16 protein-coding genes are annotated in these 26,703 nt (G+C 61.8%); 8 read left to right on the top strand and 8 right to left on the bottom strand.

Going from position 1 to position 26,703, the window contains the following annotated elements; genetic code table 11:
* Positions 1-6: 6 nt before the first annotated feature.
* A complete protein-coding gene (gene guaA / locus KUA23_RS24800) occupies positions 7-1,584 on the top strand; it encodes a glutamine-hydrolyzing GMP synthase (RefSeq protein ID WP_028617834.1) in 1,578 nt (525 codons plus the stop codon).
* A 129-nt stretch (positions 1,585-1,713) separates the two neighbouring features.
* Here guaA and KUA23_RS24795 read toward each other — a convergent pair whose 3' ends face one another.
* The 3 genes from KUA23_RS24795 to treR all read right to left on the bottom strand — a co-directional run bounded on the left by KUA23_RS24795 (position 1,714) and on the right by treR (position 5,986).
* Complete coding sequence (locus KUA23_RS24795) at positions 1,714-4,017, bottom strand: autotransporter family protein (protein WP_078050091.1); 2,304 nt, start codon at positions 4,015-4,017, stop codon at positions 1,714-1,716.
* 306 nt (positions 4,018-4,323) lie between these two features.
* Positions 4,324-5,187, bottom strand: coding sequence for an alpha/beta hydrolase (locus KUA23_RS24790; protein ID WP_252994314.1), 864 nt, complete (start codon positions 5,185-5,187; stop codon positions 4,324-4,326).
* Positions 5,188-5,281: 94 nt separating this feature from the next.
* On the bottom strand, positions 5,282-5,986 hold the full coding sequence (gene treR / locus KUA23_RS24785; protein WP_252993002.1) for a trehalose operon repressor: 705 nt from the start codon (positions 5,984-5,986) through the stop codon (positions 5,282-5,284).
* 238 nt (positions 5,987-6,224) lie between these two features.
* Here treR and treP point away from each other — a divergent pair, with 238 nt between their 5' ends.
* The 5 genes from treP to KUA23_RS24760 all read left to right on the top strand — a co-directional run bounded on the left by treP (position 6,225) and on the right by KUA23_RS24760 (position 13,784).
* On the top strand, positions 6,225-7,667 hold the full coding sequence (gene treP, locus KUA23_RS24780) for a PTS system trehalose-specific EIIBC component (protein WP_099494239.1): 1,443 nt from the start codon (positions 6,225-6,227) through the stop codon (positions 7,665-7,667).
* Positions 7,668-7,786: 119 nt separating this feature from the next.
* Entirely contained in the window at positions 7,787-9,433 is a 1,647-nt protein-coding gene (treC, locus tag KUA23_RS24775) for an alpha,alpha-phosphotrehalase (RefSeq protein ID WP_214497437.1), read from the top strand.
* 152 nt (positions 9,434-9,585) lie between these two features.
* Positions 9,586-10,806: a maltoporin gene (locus tag KUA23_RS24770; RefSeq protein ID WP_252993001.1), complete on the top strand. Its 1,221-nt coding sequence runs from the start codon at positions 9,586-9,588 to the stop codon at positions 10,804-10,806.
* A 180-nt stretch (positions 10,807-10,986) separates the two neighbouring features.
* Positions 10,987-13,503, top strand: coding sequence for a phosphoenolpyruvate--protein phosphotransferase (gene ptsP, locus KUA23_RS24765; protein WP_252993000.1), 2,517 nt, complete (start codon positions 10,987-10,989; stop codon positions 13,501-13,503).
* A 2-nt stretch (positions 13,504-13,505) separates the two neighbouring features.
* Positions 13,506-13,784, top strand: a complete 279-nt coding sequence (locus KUA23_RS24760; protein ID WP_078050085.1) for a PTS sugar transporter subunit IIB — start codon at positions 13,506-13,508, stop codon at positions 13,782-13,784.
* A 136-nt stretch (positions 13,785-13,920) separates the two neighbouring features.
* Here KUA23_RS24760 and mltF read toward each other — a convergent pair whose 3' ends face one another.
* The gene (gene mltF, locus KUA23_RS24755; RefSeq protein WP_078050084.1) at positions 13,921-15,381 is read right to left on the bottom strand and encodes a membrane-bound lytic murein transglycosylase MltF; all 1,461 of its coding nucleotides are present in this window, start codon (positions 15,379-15,381) and stop codon (positions 13,921-13,923) included.
* Positions 15,382-15,668: 287 nt separating this feature from the next.
* Between mltF and purL the strand changes: the two genes are divergently transcribed.
* Together purL and KUA23_RS24745 are read left to right on the top strand one after the other, a co-directional pair.
* The gene (gene purL, locus KUA23_RS24750) at positions 15,669-19,565 is read left to right on the top strand and encodes a phosphoribosylformylglycinamidine synthase (protein ID WP_078050083.1); all 3,897 of its coding nucleotides are present in this window, start codon (positions 15,669-15,671) and stop codon (positions 19,563-19,565) included.
* A gap of 4 nt (positions 19,566-19,569) precedes the next feature.
* Positions 19,570-19,881 (top strand): YqfO family protein, encoded by a 312-nt coding sequence (locus KUA23_RS24745; RefSeq protein ID WP_252992999.1) that lies wholly within the window; start codon positions 19,570-19,572, stop codon positions 19,879-19,881.
* Positions 19,882-20,315: 434 nt separating this feature from the next.
* Here KUA23_RS24745 and nagE read toward each other — a convergent pair whose 3' ends face one another.
* From nagE to nagA, 4 genes are read right to left on the bottom strand one after another with little or no spacing between them, the layout of a single operon-like run.
* A complete protein-coding gene (gene nagE, locus KUA23_RS24740) occupies positions 20,316-22,022 on the bottom strand; it encodes an N-acetylglucosamine-specific PTS transporter subunit IIBC (protein ID WP_099494243.1) in 1,707 nt (568 codons plus the stop codon).
* Positions 22,023-22,049: 27 nt separating this feature from the next.
* Complete coding sequence (gene ptsP / locus KUA23_RS24735) at positions 22,050-24,560, bottom strand: phosphoenolpyruvate--protein phosphotransferase (RefSeq protein WP_252994313.1); 2,511 nt, start codon at positions 24,558-24,560, stop codon at positions 22,050-22,052.
* Positions 24,561-24,589: 29 nt separating this feature from the next.
* The gene (locus KUA23_RS24730; RefSeq protein WP_100492195.1) at positions 24,590-25,600 is read right to left on the bottom strand and encodes an SIS domain-containing protein; all 1,011 of its coding nucleotides are present in this window, start codon (positions 25,598-25,600) and stop codon (positions 24,590-24,592) included.
* Positions 25,593-26,699 carry an N-acetylglucosamine-6-phosphate deacetylase gene (nagA, locus tag KUA23_RS24725; protein ID WP_028617821.1) on the bottom strand — a complete coding sequence of 369 codons (1,107 nt, stop codon included), beginning with the start codon at positions 26,697-26,699 and terminating at the stop codon, positions 25,593-25,595. The genes KUA23_RS24730 and nagA overlap by 8 nt, the downstream gene beginning before the upstream one ends.
* Positions 26,700-26,703 lie beyond the last annotated feature (4 nt).

Raw genomic sequence — 26,703 nt, 5'->3', positions numbered from 1 at the left:
GACTTCATGGCCCTCGACATTCACGCCCACCGCATCCTGATCCTCGATTTCGGTTCCCAGTACACCCAACTGATCGCCCGCCGCGTGCGTGAAATCGGCGTGTACTGCGAACTGCATCCGTTCGACATGGACGACGAAGCGATCCGCGAATTCGCACCGAAAGGCGTCATCCTCGCCGGTGGCCCCGAGTCCGTGCACGAAGCCAACAGCCCACGCTGCCCGCAAGCCGTATTCGACCTGGGCGTGCCGGTCTTCGGCATCTGCTACGGCATGCAGACCATGGCCGAGCAACTGGGCGGCAAAGTTGAAGGTTCCGAGCTGCGTGAATTCGGTTATGCCCGTGTAGACGTGGTCGGCAAGAGCCGCCTGCTGGACGGCATCGAAGACCACGTCGACGCCGACGGCCTGTTCGGCCTCGATGTGTGGATGAGCCACGGTGACAAGGTCACCAAGATGCCGGAAGACTTCCACATCCTGGCCAGCACCCCGAGCTGCCCGATCGCCGGCATGTTCAGCGACGAGCGCCGCTACTACGGCGTGCAGTTCCACCCGGAAGTGACCCACACCAAGCAAGGCGGCCGCATCCTGTCGCGCTTCATCCTCGACATCTGCGAGTGTGAAGCCCTGTGGACCCCGTCGAAGATTGCTGAAGACGCCATCGCCCAGGTGCGCGCCCAGGTCGGCACCGACAACGTCCTGCTCGGCCTGTCCGGCGGCGTTGACTCCTCCGTGGTTGCCGCGCTGCTGCACAAAGCCATTGGCGACCAACTGACCTGCGTCTTCGTCGACAATGGCCTGCTGCGCCTGCACGAAGGCGAGCAAGTGATGGCCATGTTCGCCGAGAACATGGGTGTCAAGGTGATCCGCGCCAACGCCGAGGACCAGTTCCTCAACAACCTGGCCGGCGAGTCCGACCCAGAGAAGAAGCGCAAGATCATCGGTCGCACCTTCATCGACGTCTTCGATGCCCAGTCCAACAAACTGGACAACATCAAGTTCCTCGCCCAGGGCACCATCTACCCTGACGTGATCGAGTCGGCCGGCGCCAAGAGCGGCAAGGCCCACGTGATCAAGTCCCACCACAACGTGGGTGGCCTGCCTGAGGAAATGAACCTCAAGCTGGTAGAGCCGCTGCGCGAACTGTTCAAGGACGAAGTCCGCCGTCTGGGCCTGGAACTCGGCCTGCCGTACGACATGGTCTACCGCCACCCATTCCCAGGCCCGGGCCTGGGCGTGCGGATCCTCGGTGAAGTGAAAAAGGAATACGCCGACCTGCTGCGTCGCGCCGACCACATCTTCATCGAAGAACTGCGCAAGGCCGACTGGTACCACAAAGTCAGCCAGGCATTCGTGGTGTTCCAGCCGGTGAAATCTGTTGGTGTAGTAGGCGATGGCCGCCGTTACGCCTGGGTCGTGGCCCTGCGTGCCGTCGAAACCATCGACTTCATGACCGCCCGCTGGGCACACCTGCCATACGAACTGCTGGAAACTGTCAGCGGCCGTATCATCAATGAGATCGAAGGTATTTCGCGCGTGACGTATGACGTGTCGAGCAAGCCGCCGGCGACGATTGAGTGGGAGTGATCCCGCAGCGCTCCATGACAAAACCGGCTTAGGCCGGTTTTTTCATGCCCACGCTAATGCTGGATACCACGAGCCTGAAACAACAAAACCCGCCAGTGCGGGTTTTGTTGTTTCAGGCGAAGACGTTGATCAGAAATCGTAGCGCACGTTCGCCGTGAAGGTGTCGGCGTCGAAGCCACTGCTGGTCAGGTAGTTGTACGTCCCGCCCACGCTCCAGGCGCCCACGCGGTAGTTCGCGCCCAGTCCCAGCTCGTAGCTGTCGCGCGCCGGCGTTGCGCCGGTGGTGGTGAATGGGGTGCCGCCGAGCACAAAGGTGGAGGTGGTGTTGGCCTTGTCGCCGATGAAGTCGTGCCAGGCCATCAGCTTGGCTTCCGGTTCGAAGCTGCCCACACCTACGTCAAAAGCGGCGGCCAGACGAGCGCCCAGGCCCATTTCGCCGATTTCATAGCGCTGGCTGCCGACGTTGAGGGCGGCAGAGCTGCCTTTTTCACGGTACGAATCCATCGAGATGTTGGCATAGCGCGCACCGACCTGTGGTTCCAGCAGCCACTGCTTGTCGAGCTGGAACGTGTAGCCTGCCAGTGCGTTGACGCCGAAAATCTCACTGTCGTAATCGGCCTTGGCGCGGGTACCGGCGATGTAGCGTTTGGACTCGTTGTCGTTCCAGCCGTACATCAGCGAGGTGTCGACAAAGAAGTTGTCACGGGCCCAGTTGCCGTACAAGGTCAATGCATGGCCGCTGACGTCGGTTTTGTTGCCCCGGTCGGATTTGACGTCGCTGGTCAGGTAGCTGTAAGCCAGGCCCACGGTTGTCTGGGCATTGAGCTTGCCGTCGGCACCCACGGCAATGCCGTTGGTGTTGGCGTCGTAGCCGTCGATACCGTGACGGCTGTCCTGGTTGGCGTCGCTGGACAGCGCTTGCAGCCATACGCCTTGTTCGGCCAGGACGTCACCCGAGGAAAGACCGCTACGCGCTTTGCTGGCGCGGCGGTTGATGGCACCTGCGACCAGATTCTGGCTGTTGGTCGCTGCGTTGATTGCCCCACGGCTGACGTCCGGGGTCAGGGCTTCGGCCAGTTTGGCCAGTTCTTCACTGGTGGCGGCGTTGGCGAACTGCTGGAATACCGGGTCGCTTTCGTCCATCTGGCCCATGAGCATGTTCTTGAACGGCTTGATGGCGTCCACCGCGTTGCGCGAACCGCGGGCATTCAGCAGGTCTCCCGTGATCACCTCATCACTGCGGGTGGCAACCAGGGCTTTCACGTCCTGGCCTTCAATGCCGAAGTTCCTCACCTCAAGCAGTGCCGAGGAGGACACCACGGACAGGTTCTGCGGATCCTCCCAAGTACCAGAGTTGATGAGGGTGTAGCGGGTGCCCTGGGCCGACGTGCGGAAATCGTCGGAGCGCGCCTGCAGTTCGATCTGGCTGCCTGGAGAGAAGAAGGTGTTGCCAGTGACTTTCAGGATTGGCGTATCGGGCAATGTGTTGTTATCCAGCAGCAGGCGCAGGCGCGCCGTGTCGCTGTCCATGTCGAGGTCGCCCACAATCGTCGTCTGCGGGCGAAGCAGGGTCAGGCGGCCACCGTCGATGTCGACGAAGCCGGCGCGGATGGTCGAGCCATCGAACATCGCGTCCCCTTGCACCAGCACACCACTGAGGCCCAGCAGGTCACCCTTGACCTGGCCACCCTGCCAGTAGAAGTACGAAGGGGAGGTATTGTCGTCCGCCAGAATGGCTGCGGTGCCGCCTTCGATCAGGCCAGCTGTCTGCCTGATAGAAAAGATCTTGAAGCCGTCGGAGGTGTCGAGACTGCGAAAGCGGATACCGATCCCATCAGCGGAGATAGTCCCGCTGTTGTTGATATCACTCTGGGAGGGCGCGCCTGCCATCTGCCCCGTAAAACGTGCTTTCTCGATGTCGATCCCCTCAGAATCGATACCCCGCGCGATGATACTGCCCGAGTTATTGATGCGCGCCTGGGTCGAGGTGATCAGCATGCCTTCGGCATTGGCGCCAGTCACAGTGATGTTGCCGTTGTTGTTCACTTCACCAGCGATCTTCGCCAGGTACAGGTCCAGCCCGACGACGGCGTTGCCGCTCACCGTAATGTCGCCATTATTCACCAAGTCGCCACCGACGTTGGAGTTGAGGGTCATGGCGATACCCGACGGGAACTCGGTGGGGTTCGCAGCCGTTCGGTTGATTTGGCCCTGGTTGACCAGGTTGCCCGCCAAGGTCACGTTGGTCAGCTCTACACCTGCGTTTTGCGACGTCCCGGTGAAGGTGGCGTTATTGAAAACATCACCGAAGCTATTGTAGGCCCCTGTGCTCAGGTCGTAGTTCAGGTCGGGGGCGGGTGCGGCGTGGGCTGTCGCAATGGTAGCCGCGACGGACAGCGCCAACAACGAGCGGCGCAGGTGGGAAGTGTTCAAGGCAGTATCCTTACAGGGCAGAAACCGACAGGGAACAACCCACGCGTCAGCGTCTGTTTTAGGCATCCCTGCCAGCTTGTCAGTGAATGGCTGATTCAAGCGCGTGCAAACTTACACGATGGGTGTAGGAAAATTCACCATAAAAAGAATTAATGATGAAAAAAACTAAAAAATGCGAAGTGCCCGTTATCTTTTTGCAGTTTTTCTGGGCGGTTAAGCAATAATTGAAACTTTAAGGTCGATGTTGTGGTCGCCGACCCCAGGTCGGGGGCTAGCGGTCATGGGATTCGGATGTTTTAGGCGGACCTACCTGGCCTTGACCTCAGCATTTTCACGTACCAATGGCGTTTTGACCCATTGGCTCCATGGCGCTTCCCACCCCCTATCATGGGTTACTCCTTGTATAGGGACGTATTCGGAGAGGTGCGAGTCAAGCGCCTGTTGGTACCTGTCAGCCAAACCACTTGGAATAATCAGGTCGGCTTCGCCGATGAGGTGACGCTGGGGTAATAAGGCGAGTCGCTTACGGTAGTCCAGTGGGTCCAGTGAACCGTCGAGTGGCGACAGTCCTTTCATCGTCGCCCACAAGCGTGGACTGAGATTGCCAGCCAGGGTTTGCACCTGGGTAACATCATTGCGCTGCGCCGCTAACAATAAGGCAAGAGCGGCACCACCTGAATACCCCACGAGTTCGAACTCTCTATTACCGTACCGCTGTTTTAATTGGTCCAGCGCCTGGCTGAGGCGAGTGACCACTTCCTGAGAAAATCGGCGGTTGGTCCAGAGTGCCGATTGGCAGGCTGCGGCCATGACGAACTGGCAAGGGCGTGCCAGGTACGCATTCGGAGTCGGATCATCGACCGCCAGCCGTGGCACTAATAGAGTGTGCGGGCTCGGATCCAGGCTGGGTTGGGTGGCCGTCGACCAGGCATGGCCATCGCCCTCCAGGTAGACCCGCAGGCGCGTTATCTTTTCTGCAGTTTGCGGCGTAAGTATGAGGAGGGGGAAGGCGTCCCCCGGCAGGACGTCCACTTGTCGGCCGTGCTCTTGAGCCAGTTGTTGCAGTGCCTCGCGCGGCGATTGGCAGGCGATGAGGAGCGCGGTGATCATCAGCACACAGGCTTTGTAGAAACCGGCCAATGTTCGTTGATAGCGAACGTGTCTACTCATCATATTTCACAACACACCTTGGCAAGGGAACCGTTGGCATTGGCGGCAGGACTGGCCAAGAGTATCGCGGTGCAATGATCTTCCCGGCTTATGTTTACCGCCGCGCAATATCCGAAAAGTAAAACTTATCCAACGTATGCCGCGACTCGGTGTACTCGAACTGCCGTCCATCCTGCAAAAATGTCTGGTTGCTCACCACGATCACATGGCTCTGCCCTTCGAGGTCGAGGTGTGTCTGGTCGTCCTTACCGCGCGGCAGGGCTTCGATGGTGCGTTGGGCGTAGGCAATCTGCAGTTGCAACGTCTGTTCGATAAACGCGTAGATCGACTGTTCGGCAATCTCACGGTCCAACCCCGGAATCACCTCGGCGACGAAGTGGTTGATGTCGAGGATCACGCGTTTGCCGCCGATGCGCCGTACCCGTTTGATGCGAGTGATCAGGGTGCCGGGGTCGGCTTCGATGTGTTGCAGCAGTGAGCCTTCCAGTGGGAACTGGGTGAATTCGACGACTTCGGTGCGTACGTCATCGCCCAGGTCGGCGTGGGTTTCGTGGAAGCTGACGATGCCGCCCAGTTGGAACTCGATCGGGTTGGGGGAAAGCACGAAGGTGCCTTTGCCGTGGATCTTTTGCGCAAACCCGCGCTCCTGCAACTGCTCGATGGCCCGACGTACGGTGCCTCGGCTGGCCTGGTAGCTGTCCATCAATTCGGTTTCGGAGGGAAGGCGTGTGCCGCGCTGCAGGCGTTCAGTCGTGATGCTGGCAAGCAGATCCGTATAGATCTGGTTGTATTTGCTCATGGGGATGGCTCTTTGCCGGGGTTGCGGTCAAGGCAGGAACCTTAGTGGCAGAGCGGGGGTTTGTCCATTAGACCCTTGGATTTATGCGGCTTGTAGCGATGCGCTGTCCTACAAAAAATAAACAAAATGTAACTCGTACAGACGAGTTGTTGCTTTAACTCGTACAGACGAGTACTTTTGACTTCGGCGTGCTGCCAATGACTGCCCCCAAATAAAAAAATCAAAGTGGAAACCAAGCATGAGCCACGACTATTCGACGATTGCCCGCGAGATTCTCGAGAACCTCGGGGGCAGCGACAACCTTGAGCAAGCTGCCCATTGCGTCACCCGCCTGCGCCTGGCGCTCAAGGACCCGAGCCGGGTCAACGGCAGCGCGCTGAACCAGGTCGATCTGGTCAAAGGTTCGTTCTTCACCGGTGGCCTGTTCCAGGTGGTGATCGGCCCCGGCGAAGTGGAAAAGGTCTATGCCGCCCTGCGCGAGCAGACCGGCCTCGCCGCTGCCACCATCGCCGACGTGAAGAAGAAGGGCGCCGACAAGACCAACGCCATGCAGCGCCTGGTGCGGGTGTTCTCCGATGTGTTCATGCCGATCCTGCCCGCGTTGATCATCGCCGGCCTGTTGATGGGCGTGAACAACCTGATGGGCGCCAAGGGCATGTTCATCGAGGGCAAGACGCTGCTGGAGGCCTACCCGAACCTGGATGGCCTGTGGAGCCTGATCAACCTGATGGCCAACACCTCGTTTGTGTTCCTGCCGGCATTGGTGGGCTGGTCGGCGGCCAAGCGTTTTGGCGGCAGCGAAATCCTCGGCATCGTGCTCGGCCTGATGCTGGTGCACCCGGACCTGCTCAACGCCTGGAACTACGGCAAGGCAGTCGCCGGTCTCGACGGCCAGAGCCTGCCGTACTTCGATATTTTCGGTTGGTTCCAGATTGAGAAGGTGGGCTACCAGGGGCAGATCCTGCCGATCCTGATGGCCGCCTACGTGATGAGCGTGATCGAAAAATGGCTGCGGGCGCGGGTGCCCAACGCGATTCAACTGCTCGTCGTACCCATCACCACCATCGTCGTCACGGGTGTGTTGGCCCTGGCGATCATTGGCCCGGTGACCCGTCATCTCGGCATCCTGATCACCGAAGGCGTGGTCACGCTGTTTGACCTGGCTCCCATGGTCGGCGGGGCGATTTTCGGCCTGCTGTATGCACCGCTGGTGATCACCGGCATGCACCACATGTTCCTCGCCGTGGACCTGCAGCTTATTTCTACTCAGGGCGGCACCTTTATCTGGCCAATGATCGTCATGTCCAACCTGGCCCAGGGCAGCGCTGCGCTTGCGGTGTTCTACATGACCCGCAACGCGCGGGATAAGAGCATGGCGTCGACCTCGGCGATTTCGGCTTACTTCGGCATTACTGAGCCGGCGATGTTCGGGGTGAATTTGCGCTTCAAGTTTCCGTTCTATGCGGCCTTGGTGGGCTCGGGATTGGGCAGCATTTTCCTCGCGCTGAACAAGGTGCAGGCCTCGGCCATCGGCGTGGGAGGCTTGCCTGGGTTTATCTCGATTGTGCCGCAATCCATCGCGGTGTTTGTGATTGGCATGGTCATCGCGATGGTGGTGCCGTTTGTTTTGACCTGTGCGTTGAGCATCAAGATTGTTCGGCCTGGGTACAGGGTCGCCTGACCCGACGCCATCGCAGGCAAGCCAGCTCCCACATTTGAAACGCGTTCCCCTGTGGGAGCCGGGCTTGCCCGCGATGAGGCCCGAGAGGCCTGTACACAAATCAACTGAAGGAACCCACCATGCAAGACTGGCAACACTCGGTGATCTACCAGATCTACCCCAAAAGCTTCCACAGCCACGCGGGTAACGCCACCGGTGACCTGCTGGGCATCGTGGACAAACTCGACTACCTCAAATGGCTGGGCGTCGACTGCCTGTGGATTACGCCGTTCCTGCGCTCGCCGCAGCGCGACAACGGCTACGACATCAGCGACTACTACGCCATCGACCCCAGCTACGGGACCATGGCCGACTGCGACTTGCTGATCAGCGAAGCGGCCAAGCGTGGCATCAAGCTGATGCTGGATATCGTGGTCAACCACACCTCCATCGAACACGAGTGGTTCCAGCAGGCGCGCAGCAGCCTCGATAACCCGTACCGCGACTTCTACATCTGGCGCGACCAGCCGAATAACTGGGAATCCAAGTTCGGCGGCTCGGCCTGGGAATACGAGGCGCAAACCGGGCAGTACTTCCTGCACCTGTTCGACCACACCCAGGCCGACCTGAATTGGGACAACCCCAAGGTGCGTGCCGAGGTGTTCAAGCTGATGCGCTTCTGGCGCGACAAAGGCGTGGGCGGTTTCCGCCTGGACGTGATCAACCTGATCTCCAAGCCTGCCGATTTCCCCGAAGACACCAGCGACGGTCGGCGCTTCTACACCGATGGCCCGAACGTGCACGAATACCTGCAGGAAATGCACCGCGAAGTGTTCGAAGGGCATGACCTGATCAACGTCGGCGAGATGTCGTCCACCAGCCTCGAACACTGCATCCGCTACTCACGGCCAGAGTCGAAAGAGCTGTCGATGACCTTCAACTTTCATCACCTGAAGGTCGATTACCCGAACCTGCAGAAGTGGGTGAAGGCCGACTTCGACTTCTTGCAGCTCAAGCAGATTTTCTCCGACTGGCAACTGGGCATGCAGGCCGGTGGCGGCTGGAACGCGCTGTTCTGGTGTAACCACGACCAGCCACGGGTGGTCTCGCGCTTCGGCAATGACGGTGAGCATCGGGTGGTCTCGGCCAAGATGCTGGCGACCGCGCTGCACTTCCTCCAGGGCACGCCGTTTGTGTACCAGGGCGAAGAGCTGGGCATGACCAATCCTGGCTTCGACAGGATCGAGCAGTACCGCGATGTAGAGACCCTGAACATCTTCCGGCTCAAGCGCGATGCGGGTGAGTCCGAGGCGTCGAGCATGGCCGCGATCATGCAGAAATCCCGCGACAACGGCCGCACGCCGATGCAGTGGACTGCCGGGGCGAATGCGGGTTTCAGCAGGGGTGAGCCGTGGATCGGGATCCCGGCCAATGCGGCACAGATCAATGTCGAGAGCCAGTTGGACGACCCGGATTCCGTGCTGCATCACTACCGTGCGCTGATCGCGTTGCGCCGCCATGAGCCGCTGATCCAGGAAGGCGTTTATCGCCAGCTGTTGCAAGACCATTTGCAGGTCTGGGCGTACCTGCGTGAAGGCCACGGCGAGCGCCTGCTGGTGCTGAACAACTTCTATGGCACGCCGTGCGAAATCCAGCTGCCGGACGACGTCATCAACTCGGCCAGCGAGCAGCGCCTGCTGATCAGCAACTACCCCGACTGCCCGCAACGCACCGCCACCGTCGCACTGCGCCCCTATGAGTCCTTCGTCCTGCACCTGAAAGACTGAAACAACGCGCCCCTGTAGGAGCCGGCTTGCCGGCGATAGCGCCCTCAAGACCGCTATCGCCCTGCGGACTGCTATCGCCAGCAAACCGGCGCCTACAACGGATCGTGTCGAGCAAAAAAGTAAGAAAACAATAAAAATAAAAGGAGCGTTTCATGAGAACAACAATAAAGCTGGGCCTCGTTGCGTCTTGCCTGGGCTTGCCCTTTGGCGCTCAAGCACTGGAATTTGCCGGTTACCTGCGCAGCGGCGCGGGTACTTCAACCGGTAGCGGCCCACAGCAATGTTTCCAACTGCCGGGGGCGCAAACCAAATACCGCCTGGGTAACGAATGCGAACAATACGCCGAACTGGAGCTGCGCCAAGACCTGCTCACCCTGGACGACGGCTCGGTGCTCAGCGTCGATGCAATGGCGTCGCTCTATAACAAATACGACCGCGAGCTGAAGTTCCAAGGCGAGAATAACGGCACCGCGCGCATGCCGCAGATGTATGCGCAGTGGTCCAACCTGCCAGCGCTCAATGGCGGTTCGGTATGGGCCGGTCGGCGTTACTACAAACGTAACGACATCCATATCTCCGATTTCTACTACTGGAACCAGAGCGCCACGGGCGGTGGTATCGAGGACGTGCTGATCGGTGACCTCAAATACAGCTACGCGATTTCGCGCAAGGACAACCTGTACCAGAAGGAATACGCCACCCGTCACGACTTCAACGTCGCGGGCTTCAAGACCAACCCTGGCGGCGAGCTGGAACTGGGCCTGAGCTACATCGAAAAAGCCGGCGGGCGTGACACCCACAGCGGCTGGGCGATCACTGCGCAGCACGTGCAAAAACCTTTCCTGGGCGGCAAGAACAAGTTCGCCTTGCAGTACGGCGAAGGCCCCGGCACCGGCCTGGGCTACACCGGCAATACCTTCCTGGACAACAGCAGCAAAAGTTACCGTGCCGTGGAGTTTTTCGACTGGCAGGTGACGCCGCGTTTTGGTGGGCAGGTCGAGGCGGTGTACCAGAAAGACATTCGCCCTGGCAGCCAGGACCAGACCTGGATGTCCATCGGTGTGCGCCCGGCGTATGCCATCAGCGAGCAGTTCAAACTGGTCACCGAACTTGGGCATGATCAGGTCGACGCCACCGGCGGTACACGCAAACTGAGCAAATTTACCTTCGCCCCGACCTGGTCACCCAAAGGCCCGGAATTCTGGGCGCGACCGGAGGTGCGCTTGTACTACACCTATGCAACCTGGAACGAAGCGGCCAAACGTGCGGCGAATGAATTGGCGGCGGGGTCGGCGTTGTCTGATACCGGCTCCTATGGCACGGCGCGGCATGGGTCGAATGTTGGCGTGCAGGTCGAATATTGGTGGAAATAGCGCGAACTCATGTGAATGCGTTTTGCGTGGGAGCTGGCTTGCCTGCGATGCGGGTGACTCGGTCTTTCAGTAACACCGAGGCGATGCTATTGCAGGCAAGCCAGCTTCCACATTCGATCGTCGTCATCTTGGGGTTGCATCACCCAATGATTTTTACAGAACAAAACAGCAGGTGAAGTCATGACCCCATCTAAACCCCTGGAATTGCTGGCGCCCCTATCCGGTGTGCTGCTGGCACTGGACAAGGTCCCCGACCCGGTATTCTCCAGCCGCGTGATCGGCGACGGCCTGTGCATCGACCCGACCTCGCAGACCTTGTGCGCGCCGCTGGCCGGGGTGATCAGCAATATCCAGGACAGCGGGCATGCGGTCAGCGTGACCGATGACAACGGCGTCCAGGTGCTGCTGCATATCGGCCTGGACACCGTGAACCTGGCGGGCCAGGGCTTCACCCGGTTGGTGCAGGAAGGCCAGCGGGTGGAGGCCGGACAGGCGCTGATCGAGTTCGATGCCGACTACGTGGCTATCCATGCGCGCAGTTTGCTGACCTTGATGCTGGTGGTCAGCGGCGAACCCTTTACCGTATTGGCGAGCGGTCTTGTGGACGCTGGCCAGCCGCTGTTGCAGTTAGTCCCCCGTGAAACCGCCGAGGCGATGGATGAGGAGGAGGGCGAGGCACTGTTCTCCAAGCCACTGACCTTGCCCAATGCCAACGGCCTGCATGCCCGCCCGGCGGCGGTATTCGCCCAGGCGGCGAAGGGTTTCAAGGCCAGCATCTACCTGCACAAGCAAACCCAGAGCGCCAATGCCAAGTCGCTGGTGGCGATCATGGCGTTGCAGACCGTGCAGGGCGACACCCTGCAAGTGAGTGCGGCGGGCGCCGATGCCGAGGCAGCGATCCAGGCGTTGGTTGCCTTGTTGGCCGAAGGCTGTGGCGAGGCAGTGACGAACGTTGCCGAGCCGGTCGCGATGGTGCTGTCGGCGACGTTGCTTAAAGGCGTCTGCGCCTCACCGGGTTCGGCGTTTGGCCAGGTCGTGCAAGTGATCGAGCCCGAGTGGGTCATCCCTGAACACGGCACGGATGAAGCGTCTGAACGTGCCGCCCTGGCGCGTGGCCTGGTGGCTGCCACCGCAGCGCTGCAAACCCTGCAAGACACGGCTGCCGGCAGCGCCCAGGCGGAGATTTTCCGCGCGCATCAGGAGTTGCTCGAAGACCCGACCTTGCTCGAACAAGCCCACAGCCTGTTGGATGAGGGCAAGAGCGCCGCCTTTGCCTGGAACAGTGCCACGGTTGCGACGGCCAACCTGTTCCGGGGTTCAGGCAATGCCCTGCTGGCCGAACGTGCGGCCGACCTGGCGGACGTCGGCCAGCGTGTGCTGAAACTGATACTGGGGGTCCAGGACAGCGCCTGGGATTTGCCGGAGCGCGCGATCCTGATCGCCGAGCAACTGACCCCTTCGCAGACCGCCAGCCTGGATACCCGCAAAGTCCTGGGGTTTGTCACGGTCGGCGGCGGTGCGACCAGCCATGTCGCGATTCTGGCCCGAGCCCTTGGCCTGCCGGCTATCTGCGGCGTGCCCGCCCAGGTGCTGGCGCTGGCCAACGGCAAACAGGTGCTGCTCGACGCCGACAAAGGCGAGTTGCACCTGGAGCCGAACCTGGCCGAGATCGAACAGTTGGAGGCCGCCCGCAAACACCAGGTGCTGCGCCATCAGCGCGATGTGGCGCAGGCGTCTCTACCGGCCACCACCCGCGACGGCCATCACGTCGAAGTGACCGCCAACGTAGCCTCGTTGCAGGAAGTCGAGCACGCCCTGACCCTCGGCGGCGAAGGGGTTGGCCTGTTGCGTTCGGAGTTTCTCTACCTGGACCGCAACCGCGCACCAAGCCCCGAGGAACAAGCCGGCACCTACACCGCGATCGCCCGTGCCCTGGGCCTGGGGCGCAACCTGGTGGTGCGCACCCTTGACGTCGGTGGCGACAAGCCGCTGGCCTATGTGCCCATGGACGCCGAAACCAACCCGTTCCTCGGCTTGCGCGGCATCCGCCTGTGCCTTGAACGCCCGCAACTGCTGCGCGAACAGTTCCGCGCGATCCTCGCCAGTGCCGGTTTTGCGCGGCTGCACATCATGTTGCCGATGGTCAGCCTGCTATCGGAGCTGCACCTGGCGCGCAAGATTCTTGAAGAGGAAGCGCTGGCGCTGGGGCTCACCGAGTTGCCGAAGCTGGGCATCATGATTGAGGTGCCCTCGGCGGCGCTGATGGCGGACGTGTTCGCGCCCCATGTGGACTTCTTCTCCATCGGCACCAATGACCTGACCCAATACACCCTGGCCATGGACCGCGACCACCCGCGCCTGGCCAGCCAGGCCGACAGCTTCCACCCGGCGGTGCTGCGCCTGATCGCCACCACGGTCAAGGCCGCCCATGCCCATGGCAAGTGGGTGGGCGTGTGCGGCGCGTTGGCCTCCGAAGCGCTGGCCGTGCCGGTGTTGATCGGCTTGGGGGTGGATGAGTTGTCGGTCAGCGTGCCGTTGATCCCCACCATCAAGGCCACCGTGCGCGAGCTGGACCTGGCCGACTGCCAGATCATCGCCCGCCAGGTACTGGGCCTGGAAGAAGCCGCCCAAGTGCGTGAGGCCCTGCGCCAATATCACGCGGCCACTGTTGAAACCTCACCTGTCGTGGAGCTTTGAGCATGTTCGAGAAATTGCAGCGGGCGTTCTGGAAAGCCCTGACGCCGGATTTGATCGCCGAGACGGTCACCGCGCCGACGCAAAGCCTGTTGTCGGCCGAGGTGCTGAACGCGTTGGGTGGGGCGGATAACCTCAAGTCGCAGCAGCGTGTGGCGCTGACGCGGGTGAGGGTGCAGTTGCAGGATGTGGCGAAGGTGGATGCTACGGCGTTAAAGGCAGCGGGGGTGCCAGGTGTGATGGTGCTGACGGGCGGAGTGGTGCATCTACTCACCGGCCTTTAAGCCTAGTGAAGATCCAAATGTGGGAGCGGGTTTGCTCGCGAATGCGGTGTATCAGTCAGACTGTGTAGCGACTGACTCACCGCATTCGCGAGCAAGCCCGCTCCCACATTAGTCTTAGGGTGTTTGGGAGTGTGTCTTACAACTGCGGGTTATCTTCCGGCGGCTTGGTCTTGTCCACACCCGGCACATGCAAGTTGCCTTCGACCACCTGGTTGCCCTCCAACTGCGGCTGGGTCACCCATGTGAGGATGTCGTAGTAGCGGCGGATGTTTGCCACAAAGTGCACCGGCTCCCCACCGCGGGCGTAGCCGTAGCGGGTCTTGCTGTACCACTGCTTCTGCGACAGGCGTGGCAGCATCTTCTTCACGTCCAGCCACTTGTTCGGGTTCAGGCCTTCGCGCTTGGCCAGGTTGCGTGCGTCATCCAGGTGGCCGGTGCCGACGTTGTAGGCGGCGAGGGCAAACCAGGTGCGGTCCGGCTCGGCGATGCTGTCGTCCAGTTCATCCTTGATCTTGGCCAGGTACTTGGCGCCGCCCATGATGCTTTGCTTGGGGTCCAGGCGGTTGGACACGCCCATCGCCTGGGCAGTGTTCTGGGTCAGCATCATCAAGCCGCGAACGCCGGTCTTGGAGGTGACGGCCGGCTGCCACAGTGACTCCTGATAGCCGATGGCCGCCAACAGGCGCCAATCGACCTTTTCTTCCTTGGCATAGGCGCGGAAGTGTTTCTCGTACTTGGGCAAACGCTGCTGCAAGTGCTGGGCAAAGGTGTAGGCGCCCACATAGCCGAGCACGTCGACATGGCCGTAGTAGCGGTCTTTCAGACGCTGCAACGTGCCGTTTTTCTCGACTTTATCCAGGTAACTGTTGATCTCGTTAAGCAGGCTGTTGTCTTCGCCGGCGGCCACCGCCCAGCTCTGGTTGCTGGCGTTGCCCAGGTCGAACGCCACGCGCACGTTGGGGAAGTACACCTGGTTCATTGCCACTTCGTTGGAGTCCACCAGGGTCAGGTCGATTTGCCCTTCGTCCACCATGCGCAGCAGGTCGACCACCTCAACGGCGTCGGATTCTTCGTATTCAATCGCAGGATTCTGCTTTTTCAGCGCCGCCAGCTGCTCGGCGTGGGTGCTGCCCTTGAGTACCATGATCTTCTTGCCCACCAGGTCCGCCGCATTGGTCGGTCGGGACTGGCCATTGCGGTAGATGATCTGCGGGGTGACTTCTAGATAAGGGTGGGAGAAACGCACCTGCTGCTGGCGCTGTTCGCTGCTGACCAGGCCGGCCGCCGCAAGGACCGGGCCGTTGGGCTTGCCCAACTGGCCGAACAGGTCATCGAGGTTGTCGGCAGTCTCGATCTCCAGCTTCACGCCCAAGTCGTCGGCGAAGCGCTTGACCAGCTCGTATTCGAAACCGGTTTCACCGTTGCGGTCCTGAAAATAAGTCGCCGGGCTGTTCCGGGTGACCACCCGCAATACGCCATCCTCCTTGATTCGCTCGAGCGTGCTGGGTTTATCAACACAGGCGCTGAGCATCAGGAAGAGTCCGGTGGCGATGAGCCATTTGGCGCATCGCGGGCGCAAAGCAGTTGGGGAGAACATCTGCGCAGTATACGCAAACGGCCCACGGCGCCATATCTCGACAGCGTGGGAGTTGTCTGCTAGCACCCGAAAAACTGTGCTGCAGCCCGCAGAAACGCGGCTTGGCGAGGGATTGTGACGGTTAAAATAACTGCGCCGAATGGCCTGCTCGCCTCCACGAAAGGGGCGTAATCCAGCCAACTGACGTCTGGCAGCAGCCACCGGTAGCGTTTCGGGTGCCGTTGGCGACGGTTTACGCTAGAATGCACGGCCTCAAAGCACACCCCCTTCCCGAGGCTGTCCCGAAGATGTTGATCCTGCGCGGCGCTCCTGCCCTTTCTGCCTTTCGCCACAGCAAACTCCTTGAGCAACTGAGCCAGAAGGTTCCAGCTGTTACAGGCTTGTACGCTGAATTTGCTCACTTCGCCGACGTTACCGGCGTGTTGACCGCCGACGAACAGCAAGTGCTGGCACGCCTTCTGAAGTACGGCCCAAGCGTTCCGGTTCAAGAGCCTAACGGCCGCTTGTTCCTGGTTCTGCCGCGGTTCGGCACCATCTCGCCCTGGTCGAGCAAGGCCAGCGATATCGCCCGCAACTGTGGCCTGGACAAAATCCAGCGCCTGGAGCGTGGTATCGCTTTCTACGTCGCCGGCCAGTTCAGCGATGCCGAAGCCGAGCTGATCGCCAGCAGCCTGCACGACCGCATGACCCAGATCATCGTCAGCCAACTGGAACAGGCTGCCGGCCTGTTCAGCCACGCAGAGCCCAAGCCGCTGACCGCGATTGACGTGCTCGGCGGTGGCCGCGCCGCCCTCGAGAAGGCCAACACCGAACTGGGCCTGGCCCTGGCCGAAGACGAGATCGACTACCTGGTCAACGCCTTCAACGGCTTGAAGCGCAACCCGCACGACATCGAACTGATGATGTTTGCCCAGGCCAACTCCGAGCACTGCCGTCACAAGATTTTCAACGCCAGTTGGGACATCGACGGCGAAAGCCAGGAAAAAAGCCTGTTCGGCATGATCAAGAACACCTACGTGATGCACAGCGAAGGTGTTCTTTCTGCTTATAAAGACAACGCCTCGGTGATCGTCGGCTCCGTCGCCGGCCGTTTCTTCCCGGACCCAGAGACCCGCCAGTACGGCGCGGTGCAGGAGCCGGTGCACATCCTGATGAAGGTTGAAACCCACAACCACCCGACCGCGATTGCCCCGTTCCCGGGCGCAGCCACCGGTTCCGGCGGCGAAATCCGCGACGAAGGCGCCACCGGCCGTGGCGCCAAGCCGAAGGCGGGCCTCACCGGTTTCACCGTGTCCAACCTGCAGATCCCAGGCTTCGAACAACCGTGGGAAGTGCCGTACGGCAAGCCTGAGCGCATCGTGACCGCGCTCGACATCATGATCGAAGGCCCACTGGGCGGCGCCGCGTTCAACAACGAATTCGGGCGTCCGGCGCTGACCGGTTACTTCCGTACCTTCGAACAATCCATCACCACTCCGCGTGGGGATGAAGTGCGCGGCTACCACAAGCCAATCATGTTGGCCGGCGGCATGGGCAACATCCGTGAAGAACACGTAAAGAAAGGCGAGATCCTGGTCGGCTCCAAGCTGATCGTCCTCGGCGGCCCGGCGATGCTGATCGGACTGGGCGGCGGTGCGGCTTCCTCCATGGCCACCGGCACCAGTTCGGCAGACCTGGACTTCGCTTCCGTACAGCGCGAAAACCCAGAGATGGAGCGTCGCTGCCAGGAAGTCATCGACCGTTGCTGGCAGTTGGGTGACAAGAACCCGATCAGCTTCATCCACGACGTCGGCGCCGGTGGTTTGTCCAACGCCTTCCCGGAACTGGTCAACGATGGCGACCGGGGTGGCCGTTTCGAACTGCGCAACATTCCAAACGACGAGCCGGGCATGGCCCCGCACGAAATCTGGAGCAACGAATCCCAGGAGCGCTACGTATTGGCGGTCGGCGCTGAAGACTTCGCGCGCTTCCAGGCCATCTGCGAACGCGAGCGTTGCCCGTTTGCCGTGGTCGGCGAAGCCACTGCCGAACCGCAGCTGACGGTTACCGACAGCCACTTCGGCAACAGCCCGGTGGACATGCCGCTGGAAGTGCTGCTGGGCAAAGCCCCGCGCATGCACCGTTCGGCGGTCCGTGAAGCCGAGCTGGGCGATGATTTCGACCCAAGCCAACTGGAACTGGCCGACAGCATCGAACGCGTGCTGCACCACCCGGCCGTGGCGAGCAAAAGCTTCCTGATCACCATCGGCGACCGCACCATCACCGGCCTGGTGGCCCGTGACCAAATGGTCGGCCCGTGGCAGGTCCCGGTGGCTGACGTTGCCGTCACCGCCACCAGCTTCGACGTCTACACCGGTGAAGCCATGGCCATGGGCGAGCGTACGCCGCTGGCCCTGCTGGACGCTCCCGCGTCGGGCCGCATGGCCATTGGTGAAACCCTCACCAACATCGCCGCTTCGCGCATCGGTAAATTGTCCGACATCAAACTGTCGGCCAACTGGATGTCCGCTGCCGGCCACCCAGGTGAAGACGCGCGCCTGTACGACACCGTCAAAGCGGTCGGCATGGAGCTGTGCCCGGAACTGGGTATCACCATTCCGGTGGGCAAGGACTCCATGTCCATGGCCACCCGTTGGAACGAAGACGGCACCGACAAGAGCGTCACCTCGCCGCTGTCGCTGATCGTCACCGGTTTCGCACCGGTCACCGACATTCGCCAGACCCTGACCCCGCAACTGCGCATGGACAAGGGCACCACCGACCTGATCCTGATCGACCTGGGCCGTGGCCAGAACCGCATGGGCGCCTCGATCCTGGCGCAGACCCATGGCAAGCTCGGCAAGCAGGCACCGGACGTCGATGACGCCGAAGACCTCAAAGCCTTCTTCGCCGTGATCCAGGGCTTGAACGCCGACGGCCACCTGCTGGCTTACCACGACCGTTCCGATGGCGGCTTGCTGACCAGCGTTGTCGAGATGGCCTTCGCCGGTCACTGCGGCCTGAACATCGTGCTCGACAGCGTTGCCGAGGATGCTGCCGAGATCAACGGCATCCTGTTCAACGAAGAGTTGGGTGCGGTGATCCAGGTTCGCCAGGACGCTACCCCGGACGTACTCGCTCAATTCAGCGCCGCTGGCCTGGACGACTGCGTGGCCGTGATCGGCCAGCCGATCAACAACGGCGAGATCAACATCTCGTTCAACGGCGACACTGTATTTGCCGGTCAGCGCCGCTTGCTGCAACGCCAGTGGGCCGAGACCAGCTACCAGATCCAACGCCTGCGTGATAACGCCGACTGCGCCGAGCAGGAGTTCGACGTGATCCTGGAAGAAGACAACCCGGGCCTGAGCACCAAGCTCAGCTTCGACGTCAACCAGGACATCGCCGCGCCTTACATCAAGAAAGGCATTCGCCCACAGGTTGCCGTACTGCGTGAGCAGGGCGTCAACGGCCAGGTGGAAATGGCAGCCGCGTTCGACCGCGCAGGCTTCAATGCGATCGACGTGCACATGAGCGACATCCTCGCCGGTCGCGTTGACCTCAATGAGTTCAAAGGCCTGGTGGCCTGCGGTGGTTTCTCTTACGGCGACGTGCTGGGTGCCGGTGAAGGCTGGGCCAAGTCGGCCTTGTTCAACAGCCGTGCCCGCGACGCCTTCCAGGGCTTCTTCGAGCGCAACGACAGCTTCACCCTGGGTGTGTGCAACGGTTGCCAGATGATGTCCAACCTCAGCGAGCTGATCCCGGGCAGCGAGTTCTGGCCGCACTTCGTGCGTAACCGTTCCGAGCAGTTCGAAGCCCGTGTCGCCATGGTGCAGGTGCAGGAGTCCAACTCGATCTTCCTGCAAGGCATGGCCGGTTCGCGCATGCCAATCGCCATCGCTCACGGTGAAGGCCATGCCGAGTTCGAAAGCGAAGAAGCGTTGCTGGAAGCCGACCTGTCCGGCACCGTCGCCCTGCGTTTTGTCGACAACCACGGCAAGGTTACCGAGACCTACCCGGCCAACCCGAACGGTTCGCCGCGCGGGATCACCGGCCTCACCAGCCGCGACGGTCGCGTGACCATCATGATGCCGCACCCGGAGCGTGTATTCCGCGCCGTGCAGAACTCTTGGCGTCCGGAAGAGTGGAACGAAGACGGCGCCTGGATGCGCATGTTCCGCAACGCCCGTGTGTGGGTGAACTAAGGCGGTGTACAAGCTCAGCTTTTTCGTGCCCGACAGCCACGTGGAGACGGTGAAGACCGCCGTCTTCGCCGCTGGCGGCGGGCGCATCGGCAATTACGACAGCTGCGCCTGGCAAGTGCTGGGCCAGGGCCAATTCCGCGCGTTGGACGGCAGCCAGCCGTTCATCGGGCAGGTGGGCCAGGTTGAAGTGGTTGAAGAGTGGAAGGTGGAGCTGGTGGTGGCGGAGGAGTTGATCGTGGCTGTTGTGGCGGCGCTCAAACTCAGTCACCCGTATGAGACACCGGCGTATGAGGTGTGGCAGTTGGCGGATTTTTGATTCGTTGGCTGCATAAACACGAAACCCGCTGGGCCAGTTTGGCCAGCGGGTTTTTTGTCGGCTGTTAGGGCCTCATCGCGGGCAAGCCCGGCTCCCACATTCGACCGCGTTGTCATGTCGTACATCACCTGTGGGAGCTGGCTTGCCTGCGATGGCGTCGGGACAGGCGCCTCAGATCTCTCCCACAGGTCTTTCAGGTTGTCCCTCGGAACTCCTCTCACTAATCTTCGCCAGCCGCTGCCAATTCAGCGACCGGGACTGCAAGCCCGCCGTAACCATGTGTTGGACATGAATGGGATTCCTGGTCTCAACACTCCAGTCGCCAGTTAAGGCCAATCGCAGGCAAGCCAGCTCCCACATTTTGAATGTATTCACAGATAAAAAATGTGGGAGGCGGGCTTGCCCGCGATGGGGCCTGTTCAGGCAAAGGTTTGTTAGGCCCCAGCCCCAATCTGGCGACCGCTGACCAACCGCTCCAACGCGTCACCCAAGCCCGACGCTTTGTCACCAATCAACAAGTGCCAAACACCGCTTTCCAGCTGGCTCACACCCTGGCAACCCAGAGCCGTCAGGTCAGCTTCAGACAACACCGAGTCATCCCCTAACTCCACCCGCAACCGCGTCATCGCCACCGCTTCCAACTGGCGAACATTCCCTCGGCCACCCAAGGCATTCAGCCACTTCTCGGCTTCCTGCACATTCACCGCCACCGGTTTATCCACAGACGCAACCGCCACCGGCGCACTGGCAACAAACGAAGGCATGGCCAACCGAATCTCATCGGCAATGCTGTCTGCCATCGGCCCGACCACCACCTGCAAACTGCCGCCGTTACCTGGCCGGACGACCGCCATGGCACCCAGGGCTTTCAGCTCCGCATCCACCGCCTTGTTGCGATCCACCATGTCCAACCGCAGGCGCGTGGTGCAGGCGCCAACGCTCAGCAAATTCTGCGCACCGCCCAAGGCCTGGATGTAGGCCGTAGCGCGCTGGTTATCCGTCATCACCTCAGCCTGCACCACCTGGATATCTTCCCGCCCCGGCGTTTTCAGGTTGAAGCGGCGAATGCAGTAGTTGAACACGCTGTAATAGATCAGCGCATAGGCCAAACCAACCGGGAATACCAGCCAGCCGTTGGTGGACTTGCCCCAACCCAGCACCATGTCGATAAACCCACCGGAGAAGGTAAAGCCCAGGTGGATATTCAGCATATTGGTGACCGCCATCGACAGGCCGGTCAGCACCGCATGGATCAGGTACAGGAACGGCGCGAGGAACATGAACGCGAACTCAATCGGCTCGGTCACCCCCGTCAGGAACGAGGTCAGCGCCATCGATAGGAAAATCCCGCCCATCACTTTGCGGCGCTCGGGCAAAGCGTTGCGGTACATCGCCAGGCACGCGGCAGGCAGACCGAACAGCATCACCGGGAACATGCCGGTCATGAACTGGCCGCCTTTGGGGTCGCCAGCGAAATAGCGGGTCAGGTCGCCCGTCACCACCGCGCCGGTGGCCGGATCGGTAAAGGTGCCGAACACAAACCACGCCATGTTGTTGAGGATGTGGTGCAGCCCGGTGACGATCAGCAGGCGGTTGAACACGCCAAACACAAACGCACCCAGGCTGCCGCTTTCCATCAACAACACGCCGAAGCTGTTGATACCGTGCTGGATCGGCGGCCAGATCAAACCAAAGATCACGCCCAATCCGACCGCACTGAACCCGGTGACGATCGGCACGAACCGTCGCCCACCAAAGAACGCCAGGTACTCCGGTAGCTTGATGTCCTTGAAGCGGTTGTACAGCCCGCCCGCCATCAGGCCGCTGGCGATACCGGCAAGCATGCCCATGTTGATGGACGTGTCCATCACCTTGAGCGTGGAGACCATCACCAAGTAGCCAATCGCACCCGCCAAACCGGCCGTGCCGTTGTTGTCGCGGGCAAACCCCACGGCGATGCCGATAGCGAAGATCAGCGCCAGGTTAGCGAAGATCGCCTGCCCGGCGTCGTGCATCACCGCGATGTTCAAAAGATCGGTGTCGCCCAGGCGCAGCAAGAGGCCGGCGATCGGCAGGATCGCAATCGGCAGCATCAGTGCACGGCCCAGGCGTTGCAGGCCTTCGATGAAATGTTGGTACATGGCGAGTCTCCTTTTTTCTTGTTGTTGTCAGCTCAGCGGCCAGTGGTGTTGACAGGCTTGGCGAACGGCTTTGGCGCTGCTCAGGTCGAGCAGCCCTTGGCTCAGTTGCCGGCATTGCGCCGCGTCCAGGTGGCGGACACGGTCCTTGATTTCTCCGATCTGCGGCGGGCTTACCGAGAGCTCGCTGACCCCCAGGCCCACCAGGACCGGCGTGGCCAACGGGTCGGAGGCGAGGGCGCCACACACGCCGACCCAACGCCCGTGTTTTGCAGCGCCCGCGCAGGTCTGGGCGATCAGCCGCAGCAGCGCCGGGTGCAGCGCATCGACGCGCGCGGCAAGGCCGGCGTGGTCGCGGTCCATGGCCAGGGTGTACTGGGACAAGTCATTGGTGCCGATGGACAGGAAGTCCGCGTGCTTGGCCAACTGCTCGGCCATCAGTGCGGCTGCGGGCACTTCGATCATCACGCCCAGTTCGGGGCGCTGGGTCAGTTCCAGCTCCACGCACAACTCATCCAAACGCTGGCGGATCTGCAGCAGCTCATCCACCTCACTGACCATCGGCAGCAGGATGCGGCAGCGCTCCAGTGGGGAGACCTGCAGCAGCGCGCGCAGTTGCTGGTCGAGCAGTTCCGGGCGCACTTGGGCCATGCGGATACCGCGCAGGCCCAGCACCGGGTTGGCTTCGACGGGCAGTGGCAGGTAATCGAGTTGCTTGTCGCCGCCCACGTCGATGGTGCGGATGATCACTGACTTGTCGCCCATGGCATCCAGTACGGCTTGGTAGGCGTGGCGTTGTTCCTGCTCATCCGGCGCGGTGCGGCGGTCGACGAAGAGGAATTCGGTGCGCAGCAGGCCGACGCCATCGGCACCGTTTTCAAACGCCACTTGGGCTTCGGCACTGGAAGCGACATTGGCGGCCACTTCGATGGTCACGCCGTCGCTGGTGCGCGCCGGCTGTTGAGCCTGGGCCTGTTGCTGCTGGCGACGCCGTTTCTGCGCGTCACGAATCTGGTGCACTTCGGCGTGGCGCGCGTCGCTGGGTGCCAGTTCCAGGCGGCCGTTGGCGGCGTCCAGCACCACACGTTGGCCTTGGGGCACATCGAGGACTTCGGCACCCAACGCCACCACGCAGGGCAAGCCTTTGCCGCGCGCCAGGATCGCCACGTGAGAGGTGGCGCCGCCTTCGGCCATGCAAATGCCGACGGCCTGTTGCGCGCTGAGTTGCAGCAGGTCTGAGGGGGTCAGTTCATGGGCGCTGACAATCGACCCCGCGGGCAATTCGAAATGCCAGGCCTCACCCAGCAACGCACGCAGTACCCGTTGTTGCAAATCACGCAGATCGTTGGCGCGTTCGGCAAACAGTGGTTTGCCCAGGGCCAGCAATACCGCGCATTGCGCCTGGATTGCATCGCGCCAGGCGTGAGTCGCTGCGCTGCCTTTTTCGATGGAGCCGGTCGCGGCTTCCAGCAGGTTAGGATCTTCCATCAGCGCGAGGTGGGCGGCGAAGATGTCTTCTTCCTCGACGTTCTTGCGCTGGCGCGCTTGATCCAGAGTCATGCGAATTTCGCTGCGCACTTGCTCCAGGGCGGCGTCCAGGCGTTGCAGTTGCTCATCGGCAGCATGGTGGCCGGTGTCTGCCGGCAGTTCGATACCCGTCAGGCGGAACAGCGGCCCACATACGAGACCCGGAGCAGCACACACACCTTGCAACACGCCGGCTTCGGTGTTGGCTCGGCGTGGGGTGGCAACGACGGGGGCGTGGTGTTCTTCCTTAATGGCGGCGGACAAGGCCGCGACCAGTGCCTGCAACGCCACCTCCGCATCCTTGCCGCGACAGCTCACACGCACTTCATCCCCTTCGCCAATACCCAGTCCCATCAAGCCAATCAAGCTGTCACACGAAGCTGATTTGTCACCGAAATGCAGCTGTGCCTGGCTGCTGAAACCCTGGGCCGTCTTGCGGATCAACGCCGCCGGACGCGCATGCAAACCACCGCGATGCGTGATGCGCACGCTGGCGCTGACTTCAGCGTCCGAGTTATCCACAGCGGTTTGAACCGCTGCCGCCGAACGCGCCACGACCCGCAACAACGGCTCGCCGACCTTGATCGATTGCCCGGCTACCGAACGCAATTCGAAACGTTCGCCATTGGTCAGGATGATCAGGCTGATCAAGCTCTTGCACTGGCGCGCAATGCGGTCGAGGTCAAACTGCACCAATGCTTGCCCCTTGCTCACCTTCGCGCCTTCCTTCACCAGCAAGGCAAAGCCTTCGCCGTTCAGCTCCACCGTATCGATGCCCACATGCATCAACACCTCGGCACCGTTCTGGGCGCGAATCGTCAGGGCGTGCCCGGTGCGCGCGACATGGATGATTACGCCGTCACAGGGCGCATGCAGGCAATCGTTCAGGGGGTCGATGGCAATACCGTCGCCCATGGCGTGGCTTGCGAACACTTCATCAGGAACGTCGCCCAGGGTCAGCACGGGCCCGCTTAACGGGGCGCTGAGGGTCAATTCATTATTGTTGTAGGGCATGGGCACGGTACTCATCAGGAAAACGCCACTCAGTGAGTGCGGGTAACTTTGCTCAGGTGACGCGGCTGGTCCGGGTCCATGCCCCGGGCTTGCGCCAAACCTGCCGCCATCACGTAGAAACTCTGGATCGCCAGGATCGGGTCCAGGGTCGGGTGTTCGGCGCGGCTCAGGGTCAGGTCGCGTTCGGCGATATCGTCTGGCGCAGCCAGCAACACACGGGCGCCGCGTTGGCGCATATCGGCGGCCAGGCTCAACAGGCCAGCCTGCTCGGCGCCGCGTGGGGCGAACACCAGCAAGGGGTAATTCTTGTCGATCAAGGCCATCGGCCCGTGGCGCACTTCGGCGCTGCTGAAGGCTTCGGCCTGGATCGCCGAGGTTTCCTTGAGCTTGAGTGCAGCTTCCTGGGCGATGGCGAAACCGGCGCCGCGACCGATGACCATTAATTGCTGGCAGTCGCGCAGGGCGTCGATGGCAACCGTCCAATCTTGCTGGGCGGCGGCACGCAGGTCATCGGGCAGGGCGCGGCAGGCTTGCAGCAACTCGGTTTCCTGGTTCCAGTGGCCGATCAGCTGCGCGCTGGCGCTGAGGGTGGCGATGAAGCTTTTGGTCGCGGCCACGCTGTGTTCCGGCCCGGCGCACAGCGGTACATGGAATTCGCAGGCAGCTTCCAGCGGCGAGTCTTCGGCGTTGACCAGCGAAATGCTCAGGGCACCGCGTTTGCGTAGCAGGCGCAGGCTGTTCACCAAGTCCGGACTTTGCCCCGACTGGGAGAAACCAAATGCCACCTGGCCGCTGACTTTCATTGGCGCCTGCAACAGGGTCACTACCGACATCGGCAACGACGCCACCGGAATGCCGACGTGCTGCATGGTCAGGTAGGCGAAATAGCTGGCGGCATGGTCCGAGCTGCCACGGGCGATGGTCATCGCCACCTGCGGCGGCTGACGACGCAGGCGGCCGGCGATTTCCTCCAGCGCCGGGTCCAGGCGTTGCAGTTGGGCGGCCACGGCGTCGCAGGAGGCCAGGGCCTCTTCAAGCATTTTTGAAGTCAATGGTTTCTCCTTCGACCATTACGTCGGTGAGTGTCAGGGAGCGGTCCAGGCGCACGCAGTCGGCAAAGCTGCCGGGTTGCAGGCGACCGCGTTCTTCCAGGCCCAGGTAGTCCGCAGGAAATTGCGACAGGCGTTGTGAGGCTTCGCTGATGGGCAAGCCGATCTTCACCAGGTTGCGCAGCGCCTGGTCCATGGTCAGCGTGCTGCCGGCCAGCGTGCCGTCGGCCAGGCGCACGCCGCCCAGGCATTTGGTCACGGTGTGGCTGCCCAGCTTGTATTCACCGTCGGGCATGCCGGCGGCGGCGGTGGAATCGGTGACGCAATACAGGCATGGGATCGAGCGCAACGCCACGCGCATGGCGCCGGGGTGAACGTGGAGCAGATCCGGGATCAATTCGGCGTATTTGGCGTGGGCCAACGCGGCGCCGACGATGCCCGGCTCGCGGTGATGCAACGGGCTCATCGCGTTGTACAAATGGGTAAAGCTGGTGGCCCCGGCGGCGAGGGCGGCGACGCCTTCTTCGTAGCTGCCCAGGGTGTGGCCGATCTGCATGCGCACGCCGCGCTCGCTGAGGGCACGGATCAGGCCGTCATGCCCGGCGATTTCCGGCGCGATGGTGATCACGCGGATTGGCGCCAGGCGCAGGTAGGCTTCCACTTCGGCCATCAACGCGGTGTGGGCGAAGTTGGGTTGGGCGCCGAGTTTTCCGGGATTGATGTAGGGCCCTTCCAGGTGCACGCCGAGTACACGGGCGCTGCCGGTAGGACGTTGCTCGCAGAAGGTGCCGAGCTGGCCAAGCACGCTTGAGATTTCCTCCACCGGAGCGGTCATGGTGGTGGCCAGCAACGAGGTAGTACCAAAGCGCACATGGGTGCGGGTGATCGTCTCGAAGGCATCGCGGCCTTCCATGATGTCCGCGCCGCCACCGCCGTGCACATGCAGGTCGATAAAGCCCGGCAGCAGGTAGGGCAACTCGTTTTCAGCCGGGTCGCAGGGCGTGCCTTCGATGGCGACGACCTTGCCGTGCGCGTGCACCAGGCGGCCGCGAATCCAGCCGCTGGGCGTGAGGATGTTGTCTTCGGACATGGGC

The organism is Pseudomonas pergaminensis (genome assembly GCF_024112395.2).
Taxonomy (GTDB): Bacteria; Pseudomonadota; Gammaproteobacteria; order Pseudomonadales; family Pseudomonadaceae; genus Aquipseudomonas; species Aquipseudomonas pergaminensis.
The sequence above is the reverse complement of the archived record's forward strand: the minus strand, read 5'-3'. Positions and strand labels throughout refer to the sequence as shown.